The sequence below is a fragment of the Kosakonia sp. genome, from assembly GCF_032104925.1.
Classification (GTDB): domain Bacteria; phylum Pseudomonadota; class Gammaproteobacteria; order Enterobacterales; family Enterobacteriaceae; genus Kosakonia.
The window spans coordinates 318,939-330,654 of sequence record NZ_DAMCGF010000006.1 but is presented as its reverse complement, the minus strand read 5'-3'; the positions used below and the strand labels follow the sequence as shown (position 1 = coordinate 330,654).

Annotated in this window: 11 protein-coding genes and 3 tRNA genes; 13 read left to right on the top strand and 1 reads right to left on the bottom strand. The window is 54.0% G+C overall.

Annotated elements, in window-relative coordinates; all coding sequences use genetic code 11:
• Positions 1-83 precede the first annotated feature (83 nt).
• The 4 genes from RT644_RS15125 (at position 84) to RT644_RS15110 (ending at position 1,095) form a co-directional block, all read left to right on the top strand.
• A tRNA-Met gene (locus RT644_RS15125) sits at positions 84-160 on the top strand.
• A gap of 45 nt (positions 161-205) precedes the next feature.
• Positions 206-280, top strand: a tRNA-Gln gene (locus RT644_RS15120).
• Positions 281-313: 33 nt separating this feature from the next.
• Positions 314-388: transfer RNA gene (locus RT644_RS15115), tRNA-Gln, on the top strand.
• A gap of 119 nt (positions 389-507) precedes the next feature.
• Positions 508-1,095, top strand: a complete 588-nt coding sequence (locus tag RT644_RS15110; protein ID WP_269231438.1) for a hypothetical protein — start codon at positions 508-510, stop codon at positions 1,093-1,095.
• A 29-nt stretch (positions 1,096-1,124) separates the two neighbouring features.
• Here RT644_RS15110 and ubiF read toward each other — a convergent pair whose 3' ends face one another.
• Complete coding sequence (gene ubiF / locus RT644_RS15105) at positions 1,125-2,300, bottom strand: 3-demethoxyubiquinol 3-hydroxylase (protein ID WP_313627187.1); 1,176 nt, start codon at positions 2,298-2,300, stop codon at positions 1,125-1,127.
• A 171-nt stretch (positions 2,301-2,471) separates the two neighbouring features.
• Between ubiF and miaB the strand changes: the two genes are divergently transcribed.
• The 9 genes from miaB (at position 2,472) to gltL (ending at position 11,690) form a co-directional block, all read left to right on the top strand.
• Positions 2,472-3,896, top strand: coding sequence for a tRNA (N6-isopentenyl adenosine(37)-C2)-methylthiotransferase MiaB (miaB, locus tag RT644_RS15100; protein WP_020457022.1), 1,425 nt, complete (start codon positions 2,472-2,474; stop codon positions 3,894-3,896).
• Between the two features lie 142 nt (positions 3,897-4,038).
• On the top strand, positions 4,039-5,085 hold the full coding sequence (locus RT644_RS15095) for a PhoH family protein (protein WP_045508990.1): 1,047 nt from the start codon (positions 4,039-4,041) through the stop codon (positions 5,083-5,085).
• Complete coding sequence (gene ybeY, locus RT644_RS15090) at positions 5,082-5,549, top strand: rRNA maturation RNase YbeY (RefSeq protein WP_045508988.1); 468 nt, start codon at positions 5,082-5,084, stop codon at positions 5,547-5,549. Before RT644_RS15095 ends, ybeY begins: the two co-directional genes overlap by 4 nt.
• A gap of 105 nt (positions 5,550-5,654) precedes the next feature.
• Entirely contained in the window at positions 5,655-6,533 is an 879-nt protein-coding gene (gene corC, locus RT644_RS15085) for a CNNM family magnesium/cobalt transport protein CorC (RefSeq protein ID WP_044489811.1), read from the top strand.
• 5 nt (positions 6,534-6,538) lie between these two features.
• Entirely contained in the window at positions 6,539-8,077 is a 1,539-nt protein-coding gene (lnt, locus tag RT644_RS15080) for an apolipoprotein N-acyltransferase (RefSeq protein ID WP_313627186.1), read from the top strand.
• A gap of 385 nt (positions 8,078-8,462) precedes the next feature.
• Entirely contained in the window at positions 8,463-9,389 is a 927-nt protein-coding gene (locus tag RT644_RS15075; protein ID WP_017455899.1) for an amino acid ABC transporter substrate-binding protein, read from the top strand.
• Between the two features lie 158 nt (positions 9,390-9,547).
• Complete coding sequence (locus RT644_RS15070; protein WP_020457017.1) at positions 9,548-10,288, top strand: amino acid ABC transporter permease; 741 nt, start codon at positions 9,548-9,550, stop codon at positions 10,286-10,288.
• Between the two features lie 2 nt (positions 10,289-10,290).
• Positions 10,291-10,965 (top strand): glutamate/aspartate ABC transporter permease GltK, encoded by a 675-nt coding sequence (gltK, locus tag RT644_RS15065; protein ID WP_020457016.1) that lies wholly within the window; start codon positions 10,291-10,293, stop codon positions 10,963-10,965.
• Positions 10,965-11,690, top strand: coding sequence for a glutamate/aspartate ABC transporter ATP-binding protein GltL (gltL, locus tag RT644_RS15060; RefSeq protein ID WP_313627185.1), 726 nt, complete (start codon positions 10,965-10,967; stop codon positions 11,688-11,690). The genes gltK and gltL overlap by 1 nt, the downstream gene beginning before the upstream one ends.
• Positions 11,691-11,716 lie beyond the last annotated feature (26 nt).

Below are 11,716 nucleotides of genomic sequence, written 5' to 3'. Positions count from 1 at the left end.
AGGCACCGGTTTTTGATACCGGCATTCCCTGGTTCGAATCCAGGTACCCCAGCCAGTCGATGACTGGGAAAGCAGTAAAACTTGGCTACGTAGCTCAGCTGGTTAGAGCACAGCACTCATAATGCTGGGGTCACAGGTTCGATTCCCGTCGTAGCCACCATATTTAAGGTCTAATGTTAAGACGTTAAACCTGAAAAAGATTTGTTGGGGTATCGCCAAGCGGTAAGGCAGTGGATTCTGATTCCACCATCCCGAGGTTCGAATCCTCGTACCCCAGCCATCTCAAAGACGTTTGCTTTCGCAAACGCACTTTTGGGGTATCGCCAAGCGGTAAGGCAGTGGATTCTGATTCCACCATTCCGAGGTTCGAATCCTCGTACCCCAGCCAACAAAACAAAAAAGCTCGCTTCGGCGGGCTTTTTTGTTTTCTGCACATCCACGGATGTTGGTAGTTAATCACTGCATAAACCGTATGGTAATTTATCCGCCTCTCTCCTCTGAGCCAGCATGATGAACTATCAAAACACTGCCCTATTAATTTATGCCCCGCTGTATGTACTCTTTGTGGTGACCGGTTTCGGTCTTGCTTTTATGGGCCTCTCCGCGCCGATCTTTTATGGCCTCTGTATGGGGTTGATCTTCCCGGTCGTCATATCCATGCGTCTGCATACGCTGAGCGAAAGCGGCCAGGCCCTGCTGCTGAAGGAGACAACTCACTGGACGGTGTATGTGCAGGGCATTCCGGTGCAGGAAACACGCTCATCGCTGAAAAATCCCTGCTTCTCTACGCCACAGCGCCTGCAGCAATTCTGTATGCGGACACTGCTCGCCAGGCTCGTGCTGCAAGTTGCGTCTGTCGCGCTACTGGTGCAACAGGCCAGCGCAAACCCGCTCTCCCCTGGCTATGGGGCGGCAGCCTTCGTGGCGCTGATTATTCTGCTGGTGCCGCTTTACCGCACAGTGCTGTTGCTGCGCAAAATGCACAGTGGCGAATGGGCGCTGCAACAGCTTGAAGGGATTGACGGGTATCAGGCCTTTTTTATCGACAAAAAAGGCGCGCGCACAGCACTGGATAAGTTATTGGCCATTATGTGAGTACTGCGGGCGCTGCGCCCGCAGACCTTTTATAATCCTAATGCGTACTTCAGCGCCTGCCGTTTCAGCACACCGGCGCGATCCGCCGCCATCAGGCCGATATTGCGCAGCAGCCGCACCGGACCGAGGGAGTTACTGAATCCGGCGTAAAACAGATCCATCCCGCTTTGCATAATAAAGTTATCCGCCATACGTCGCGTCTGATAACGCTTCAACACCGCATGGCTGGCCCAGGCTTCCGCCTGCGTACGCGCGCTGGTCAGCACATCCAGCAGCGCATCCACATCGCGATACCCCAGATTAACGCCCTGCCCGGCCAACGGATGAATGGTATGCGCTGCGTCGCCCACCAGCGCCAGCCCCGGCCTGACATACTGCAGAGCATGGCGGCGAGTCAGCGGAAAAGAGGCCGCAGCAACCGGTTTAACGGCACCTAAGCGCGCCGGGAAATGTCGGGCAATCTCCTGCTCCAGTTGCGCCATCGTTAATGTCTGCAACTGACGAATACGCGCCGGGCTGTCATACCACACCAGCGATGCCCAGTTATCAAACAGCGGTAAAAAGGCATGCGGACCAGCAGGCGTGAAATGTTGCCAGGTGCTGTCACCCGCTTCGTGTTCGCACTGAACGGTGATCAACATGCAGGATTGCTGATACTGCCAGGCGTGAATGCCAATTCCCGCCGCTTGTCGTACCCAGGAATTCGCGCCATCGGCCCCTACCAACAGTTTCGCGGTTAACGTATCACCATCCGCAAACGTTAATTGCTGATGCGCATCGTGCGCATGCAGCGCGGTTAATTCTTTCGCCGTAAGTAGCGTTACCTGCGGGTGCGCCTGTAACGCCTCCCACAGCGCACGCTGGAGCACCGTGTTTTCCACCATGTAACCGAGCAGCGGCAACTTCAGCTCGCGAGCGTCGAACAGCACATGCGCATTTTCCCACTCCCAGGTTTCCAGTTGCCGATAAGGGTGACAGCGCATGGCCTGAATGCTCTCCCAGACGCCCAGCCCGCGCAGCAACGCCACCGATGCGGCACTGATTGCCGAAATACGTACGTCTGGCGGTAACGTTGCATCAAACGCCGCGGGTTCCTGTTTTTCAATCACGGTCACGGCAAAACCATGTTGCGCCAGCCCCAGCGCCAGCGCTCCGCCGACCATTCCGCCGCCAACGATGGCAACTTCAGTGGATTGATTTGTCATGGCTACTTGTCCTTCAACGAGAATCCGTTAAGTTTACCGGATTTTTTACCCCTTGAGGCTGACAACCGTCATACTGGTCAGCACGCGACCAAAGCATTACAATACGCGGCCTGCAATCCTGGCTGATACCCGTCATACTCAGGGTATACGAACTTAAGCAAGAGCAAGTCGATGACAAAAAAACTCCACATAAAAACCTGGGGCTGTCAGATGAACGAATACGATTCATCGAAGATGGCCGATCTGCTGGATGCCACGCACGGCTATCAACTGACCGAGGTGGCGGAAGAAGCGGATGTGCTGCTGCTTAATACCTGCTCAATCCGTGAAAAGGCTCAGGAAAAAGTCTTCCATCAGTTGGGCCGCTGGAAGCTGCTGAAAGAGAAAAACCCCGATCTGATTATCGGTGTTGGCGGCTGCGTGGCGTCTCAGGAAGGCGATCATATTCGCCAGCGCGCGCACTATGTCGACATTATTTTTGGGCCGCAAACCCTGCACCGCTTGCCGGAAATGATCAACTCCGTGCGCGGCACCCGTAGCCCGGTAGTCGATATCAGCTTCCCGGAAATTGAAAAATTCGACCGTTTGCCGGAACCGCGCGCCGAAGGTCCGACCGCGTTTGTATCGATCATGGAAGGCTGTAACAAATACTGTACTTACTGCGTGGTGCCTTATACCCGTGGTGAAGAAGTCAGCCGCCCTGCCGATGACATCCTGTTTGAGATCGCTCAACTGGCGGCGCAGGGCGTGCGTGAAGTGAACCTGCTCGGCCAGAATGTGAACGCCTGGCGCGGTGAGAACTTTGACGGCAGTATCGGCACCTTTGCCGAACTGCTGCGTCTGGTGGCGGCGATTGATGGTATCGATCGCATCCGTTTCACCACCAGCCACCCTATTGAGTTCACCGATGACATCATTGACGTCTATCGCGACACGCCGGAGCTGGTGAGCTTCCTGCATCTGCCGGTGCAAAGTGGTTCTGACCGCATACTGAATCTGATGAGCCGCACGCATACCGCGCTGGAATACAAAGCGATCATCCGTAAGCTACGCGAGGCGCGCCCGGACATTCAGATTAGCTCCGACTTTATCGTCGGCTTCCCGGGTGAGACCACCGAAGATTTCGAAAAAACCATGAAGCTGATTGCCGATGTTAACTTCGACATGAGCTACAGCTTTATCTTCTCCGCACGCCCGGGCACGCCCGCTGCCGATATGGTAGATGATGTGCCGGAAGAGGAGAAAAAACAGCGCCTGTACATTCTGCAAGAGCGTATTAACCAGCAGGCGATGGCCTGGAGCCGCCGTATGCTTGGCACGACGCAGCGCATCCTGGTGGAAGGTACTTCGCGTAAGAACATCATGGAGCTGTCCGGCCGCACCGAAAATAATCGCGTGGTGAACTTCGAAGGCAAACCAGAGATGATCGGTAAATTTGTCGATGTGGAAATCGTCGATGTCTACCCGAACTCCCTGCGCGGCGTGCTGGTGCGTACCGAAGAAGAAATGGGTCTGCGCGTGGTGGAATCGCCACAATCTGTTATTGCCCGTACGCGTAAAGAGAACGACCTCGGCGTCGGTCTGTACCAACCGTAATACCACCGGCCTGCCATTTCTGGCAGGCCTTGCTTTTCCCCTCGCCGACCCCAACATCTTGCGCAATGCTTGCGACTTCTTTATATGCCGTGAATAATTCCCTAATGGGCATAGCCCTCGACACATCGAAAAGAGGAACAGTTTGAATATAGATACGCGTGAAATTACCCTTGAGCCAGCGGACAACGCACGTCTGCTAAGTCTGTGCGGCCCGTTTGACGACAACATCAAACAACTGGAGCGGCGACTGGGCATCGAAATCAACCGCCGCGATAATCACTTCAAACTCACCGGACGCGAAATTTGCGTTAATGCCGCCGCCGATATTCTACGCACCCTGTATGTCGATACCGCTCCGATGCGCGGCCAGATCCAGGATATCGAACCGGAACAGATCCATCTGGCTATCAAAGAAGCGCGCGTGCTGGAGCAGAGCGCCGAGAGCGTGCCGGAGTACGGCAAAGCGATTCATATCAAGACCAAGCGTGGTGTGATTAAACCGCGCACGCCGAACCAGGCGCAGTACGTCGCTAATATGCTCGATCACGACATCACCTTCGGCGTTGGCCCGGCGGGAACCGGTAAAACTTACCTCGCGGTCGCCGCAGCAGTGGATGCACTGGAACGTCAGGAAGTACGCCGCATTCTGCTGACGCGCCCGGCGGTAGAAGCAGGTGAAAAGCTCGGCTTCCTGCCCGGCGATCTCAGCCAAAAAGTCGATCCTTATCTGCGCCCGCTGTATGACGCGCTGTTTGAAATGATTGGCTTTGAACGCGTCGAAAAGCTGATAGAGCGCAACGTCATTGAAGTCGCGCCGTTAGCCTATATGCGCGGTCGTACGCTAAACGACGCGTTTATCATTCTTGATGAGAGCCAGAACACCACCATCGAACAGATGAAGATGTTCCTGACGCGTATTGGCTTTAACTCCAAAGCAGTGATTACCGGCGATGTCACGCAGATTGACCTGCCGCGCAACACCAAGTCCGGTCTGCGTCACGCCATTGAAGTGCTGGCGAACGTCGACGAAATCAGCTTTAACTTCTTCCACAGCGAAGATGTGGTGCGCCATCCGGTGGTTGCCCGTATCGTTATCGCCTATGAAGCCTGGGAAGAGGCCGAACAGAAACGTAAAGCAGAACTGGCCGCCGAGCGCAAACGCGAAGCCCAGGAGCAGGAGCAGAAATGAGTCAGGTGATCCTTGATCTACAGCTGGCGTGTGAAGATAACAGCGGCCTGCCGGAAGAAGCGCAGTTCCAGAAGTGGCTTGACGCCGTTATCCCACAGTTTCAGGAAGAAGCGGAAGTCACCATTCGCGTGGTCGACAATGCGGAAAGCCATGAACTGAACCTGACCTACCGCGGGAAAGATAAGCCGACTAACGTGCTCTCTTTCCCGTTTGAAGCGCCGCCGGGCATCGAGATGCCGCTGCTTGGCGATTTGATCATTTGCCGCCAGGTTGTGGAACAGGAAGCCCAGGAGCAAGGCAAACCGCTGGACGCACACTGGGCGCATATGGTGGTGCACGGTAGTTTACACCTGCTCGGTTACGATCATATTGAGGATGATGAAGCCGAAGAGATGGAAGGGATCGAGACAGAGATAATGCTTGCTCTGGGCTATGAGGATCCGTACATTTCCGAGAAAGAGTAAGTTGGCGCGCAGATTGCTGCGCGCCACTCGCTAAAAATGCCGTCCGGCGCTGAGTTTACGCGCGACGAGCGACAGATTAACCAACACGAGAACCCACACGACGCCATGAGCGACGATAACTCACACAGTAGCGACAACACCACCAACAAAAAGGGATTCTTCTCCCTTTTGCTCAGCCAGCTCTTTCACGGCGAACCGAAAAACCGTGATGAACTGCTGGAACTGATCCGAGACTCCGGGCAGAACGAGCTTATCGACAACGATACGCGCGACATGCTGGAAGGGGTAATGGATATTGCGGACCAGCGCGTTCGCGACATCATGATCCCCCGCTCCCAAATGATTACCCTGAAACGCAACCAGACGCTGGACGAATGTCTCGATGTCATTATCGAGTCTGCCCACTCGCGTTTCCCGGTGATCAGCGAAGATAAAGATCACATCGAAGGGATCCTGATGGCTAAGGATTTGCTGCCTTTTATGCGCAGCGACGCCGAAGCGTTCAGCATGGAAAAAGTGTTACGCCAGGCGGTAGTGGTGCCGGAAAGCAAGCGTGTTGATCGCATGCTGAAAGAGTTCCGTTCCCAGCGCTACCATATGGCTATCGTTATTGATGAGTTCGGCGGCGTTTCTGGCCTGGTAACGATTGAAGATATTCTCGAGCTTATTGTCGGCGAAATCGAAGACGAATATGACGAAGAAGAAGATATCGATTTCCGCCAGCTTAGCCGCCACACATGGACAGTACGCGCACTGGCGCCGATTGAAGATTTCAATGAAACCTTCGGCACCCACTTCAGTGATGATGAAGTAGACACCATTGGCGGTCTGGTGATGCAGGCGTTTGGTCACTTGCCTGCGCGCGGCGAATCGATTGACATTGATGGTTACCAATTCAAGGTCGCTATGGCTGATAGTCGACGTATTATTCAGGTCCATGTCAGAATGCCGGATGATTCTCCGCAACCGAAACTGGATGAGTAATGTAAATGGTATTTGCCGCATTGTTTGAGCGCCAGCGCATACGTCTGCTGCTGGCGTTGTTATTCGGAGCCAGCGGAACGCTGGCTTTTTCTCCTTATGACTTCTGGCCCGCCGCACTTATCTCTCTGATTGGTCTGCAGGGTTTAACCCTGAATCGCCGCCCGTTGCAAGCTGCCTGGATTGGTTATTTCTGGGGGCTTGGCCTGTTTGGCAGCGGTGTGCACTGGGTATATGTCAGCATCGCCCAGTTTGGCGGCATGCCTGGCCCGGTCAATATCTTCCTCGTGGTGCTGCTGGCGGCCTATCTGTCGCTCTACACCGGGCTGTTCGCCGGTATTTTGTCGCATCTGTGGCCGCATACTACCTGGTTGCGCCTGGCCGTTGCCGCGCCGGTCGTCTGGCAAATTACCGAGTTCCTGCGCGGCTGGGTGCTGACCGGTTTCCCGTGGCTCCAGTTTGGTTACAGCCAGATAGATGGGCCGCTGAAAGGTCTTGCGCCGGTGCTTGGCGTTGAAGCAATCAATTTCTTACTGATGGTGGTGAGCGGTCTGGTGGTACTGGCTATAGCGCAGCGTCGCTTGCGCCCGCTGGTTGTCGCCGTCGTGTTGTTCGCTCTGCCCTTCCCGCTGCGTTATATCCAGTGGTATCAACTGCTGCCGGAGCGCACCACTCAGGTGTCGATGGTGCAGGGGAATATTCCACAATCAATGAAGTGGGACGAAAACCAGCTGCTCAATACGCTGAAAATCTACAGCGAAGCCAGTGCGCAGGTGATGGGTAAATCGCAGCTGATTATCTGGCCGGAGTCTGCCATTCCGGATCTGGAAATTAACCAGCAACGCTTTTTAAGCGCCATGGATAATCTGCTGCGGGCAAACAACAGTACGCTTATCACCGGGATTGTCGATTCACGTCTCAATAAGCAAAACCGTTACGATACCTACAACACCATCATTACGCTGGGCAAAGACAACGCTTATAGCTACAGCTCAAGCGATCGCTACAACAAAAACCATCTGGTACCGTTTGGCGAGTTTGTACCGCTGGAGTCGATTCTGCGTCCGCTGGCACCCTTCTTCGATTTGCCGATGTCCTCATTCAGCCGTGGCGCTTATGTGCAGCCTCCGCTGTCGGCACATGGGCTAACGCTGACGGCGGCAATCTGCTACGAAATCATCCTTGGCGAGCAGGTACGTGATAATTTCCGTCCGGATACCGATTTCTTGCTGACCATCTCGAACGATGCCTGGTTTGGCAAATCCATCGGCCCGTGGCAGCACTTCCAGATGGCACGGATGCGTGCGCTGGAACTGGCGCGCCCGCTGTTGCGGAGCACCAATAATGGCATCACCGCAGTCATTGGCCCGCAGGGTGAAATCCAGGCGATGATCCCGCAATTTACTCGTGAAGTATTAACCGCGAAGGTGACGCCAACCTCTGGTCTCACGCCGTATGCCCGCACGGGTAACTGGCCGCTGTGGATTATCACCGCCTTGCTGGGCTTTGGCGCCCTGGTGATGGGCTTGCGTCAGCGCCGCCGTTAATCCCTCTCCTCGTTGTTCTGCCCGGTGGCGATCTGCTTGCCGGGCATCCTCTCTTCGCTACACAAAATTTACGATTAGGCCGTTTTGGCATGCGGTTTGCTTATATCTATCAGGCAGCTATGTAATCCGCTTATGTGCAACTTATGTCGCACCAGCAGGAAACAGTAGCAGCACCATTTTGGTGCAATGGAAGATTTTTGCCTCTAAATGGTGCGGCGCGCCTCGCAAAAATAAACAATACCGCAGCAAAATCTTTACATTAAGCCAGACTGAATGTAACAAACACACACGACACTGCACGATATTGTCGCAGAACAACAAAAACACAATACACACAATGGGTATCAATACGCGTCTCTGGCGCTGACGATAAAGGAGTCTGGATATGCAATTACGTAAACTGGCCGCCGCGATGCTGGTGATGGGACTGTCCGCCGGTCTGGTGCATGCTGAAGATGCAAAACCTGCCGACGCAGCGCCGGCTGATCAACAAGCTACACTGGCTAAAATTGCTAAAAACGGCGTTATCGTCGTCGGTCACCGCGAATCTTCCGTACCGTTCTCCTACTACGACAATGAACAAAAAGTCGTCGGTTACTCCCAAGACTACTCCAACGCTATCGTTGAAGCGGTGAAGAAAAAACTGAATAAGCCGGATCTGGCGGTAAAACTGATTCCAATCACGTCACAAAACCGTATCCCGCTGCTGCAAAACGGCACCTTCGATTTTGAGTGTGGTTCCACCACCAATAACGTTGAACGTCAGAAACAAGCGGCGTTCTCTGACACCATTTTCGTGGTTGGCACACGTCTGCTGACCAAAAAAGGCGGCCCGATTAAAGACTTCGCCGATCTGAAAGGCAAAGCGGTTGTTGTGACTTCCGGTACTACCTCAGAAATCCTGCTGAACAAGCTGAACGACGAGAAGAAAATGGACATGCGCATTATCAGCGCGAAAGACCATGGCGACTCGTTCCGTACGCTGGAAAGCGGTCGTGCGGTAGCCTTTATGATGGATGACGCGCTGCTGGCGGGTGAACGTGCGAAAGCGAAAAAACCGGACAACTGGGACATCGTTGGCACGCCGCAATCAAAAGAAGCCTATGGCTGTATGCTGCGTAAAAACGATCCTGAGTTCAAAAAGCTGATGGATGACACCATCGCTCAGTTGCAGACATCCGGTGCGGCGGAAAAATCCTTCGATAAATGGTTTAAAAACCCAATTCCGCCAAAAAACATGAACCTCAATTTCGATCTCTCTGACGATATGAAAGCGCTGTTCAAAGAACCGAATGACAAAGCTCTGAACTAATTAAAACCATTAGGGGCGGGTTTACCTGCCCTCTCGATTGTCGAAGTAGCACGGACAGACTATATGCTGAGTGGTCGTTCCCCACTCAACACGAAAACTCGCTCTTCACACAATCTTCGAGGGTAGCGCTGCTACCCTTTTTTTTCCGGAGTAGATTTATGTCCATAGACTGGAACTGGGGGATCTTCCTGCAACAGGCCCCGTTCGGCAACACCACCTATCTTGGCTGGCTATGGAGTGGTTTTCAGGTCACTATCGCGCTTTCCGTGACGGCCTGGATTATCGCTTTTCTGGTCGGTTCCCTGTTTGGCATTCTGCGTACCGTCCCTAACCGTTTCTTGTCCGGCATTGGCACCCTTTATGTCGAACTGTTCCGCAACGTGCCGCTGATTGTGCAGTTTTTTACCTGGTACCTGGTGGTACCGGAATTACTGCCAGAAGATATCGGCATGTGGTTCAAATCAGAACTGGATCCGAATATCCAGTTCTTCCTCTCATCAATGATTTGTCTTGGGCTGTTTACCGCCGCTCGCGTTTGCGAGCAGGTACGCGCGGCGATTCAGTCGCTACCGCGCGGGCAAAAAAATGCCGGTCTGGCAATGGGGCTGACGCTGCCGCAAACCTACCGTTATGTGTTGCTGCCAAACGCTTATCGCGTGATTGTGCCGCCGATGACCTCGGAGATGATGAACCTGGTAAAAAACTCGGCCATCGCCTCCACTATCGGCCTGGTCGATATGGCCGCGCAGGCGGGGAAACTGCTGGATTACTCGGCACACGCATGGGAATCCTTCACTGCCATCACCGTCGCGTATGTGGTGATTAACGCCATCATCATGCTGGCGATGAACCTGGTTGAACGCAAAATTCGCCTGCCGGGCAATATGGGGGGCAAATAATCATGTATGAGTTTGACTGGAGTTCTGTGATCCCTTCCCTGCCCTATCTGTGGGCCGGGCTGGTGGTGACGCTGAAAATCACCGCTATCGCTATTGTGGTCGGCATAATCTGGGGAACGCTGCTGGCGGTGATGCGCCTGTCGACTTTCGCCCCGCTGCGCTGGTTCGCCAAGAGCTACGTGAACGTGTTCCGCTCCATACCGCTGGTCATGGTGCTGCTGTGGTTCTATCTGATTGTGCCGGGCTTTCTGCAAAACGTGCTTGGCCTGTCACCGAAAACCGATATCCGCCTGATTTCCGCGATGGTGGCCTTCTCAATGTTTGAAGCGGCCTACTATTCAGAAATTATTCGCGCCGGCATCCAGAGTATCTCCCGCGGGCAGTCCAGTGCCGCACTGGCGCTGGGGATGACGCACTGGCAGTCGATGAAGCTCATCATCCTGCCGCAGGCGTTTCGCGCCATGGTGCCGCTGCTGCTTACGCAGGGGATCGTCCTGTTCCAGGATACCTCGCTGGTGTATGTCTTGAGTCTGGCGGACTTCTTCCGCACGGCCTCAACAATTGGCGAGCGTGATGGAACGCAGGTCGAAATGATCCTGTTTGCCGGTGCAGTTTATTTTGTTATCAGTCTTAGTGCTTCGCTGTTGGTCAGCTGGCTGAAGAAAAGGACCGTCTAATGATTTCCCTGAAAAATGTTTCTAAATGGTATGGTCACTTTCAGGTGTTGACCGATTGCTCCACCGAAGTGAAAAAAGGCGAAGTGGTGGTGGTTTGTGGGCCGTCCGGCTCCGGTAAATCCACGCTGATAAAAACCGTCAACGGTCTGGAACCGGTGCAAAAAGGCGAGATTCTCGTCAACGGCACCAAAGTGAATGACAGGAAAACCGATCTGGCAAAGCTGCGTTCTCACGTCGGGATGGTGTTTCAGCACTTTGAACTGTTCCCGCACCTGTCGATTATCGAAAACCTGACGCTGGCGCAGGTAAAAGTGCTCAAACGTGATAAAGCCGCCGCACGGGAAAAAGGGCTCAAGCTGCTGGAGCGCGTTGGCTTGTCAGCGCATGCGAATAAGTTTCCGGCGCAGCTCTCCGGCGGCCAGCAGCAACGTGTGGCGATTGCCCGTGCGCTCTGTATGGATCCGGTGGCGATGCTGTTTGATGAGCCGACTTCGGCACTCGATCCAGAGATGATCAACGAAGTGCTGGATGTCATGGTTGAACTGGCAAACGAAGGCATGACGATGATGGTGGTGACCCACGAAATGGGCTTTGCCCGCAAAGTGGCGAACCGGGTAATCTTTATGGATGAAGGGAAAATTGTCGAGGATTCAGAGAAAGACGCCTTCTTCGATAATCCGAAATCCGAACGTGCAAAAGACTTCCTCGCAAAAATCCTGCATTAACAACCTGCGCCTGCCCGCCCCGGGCA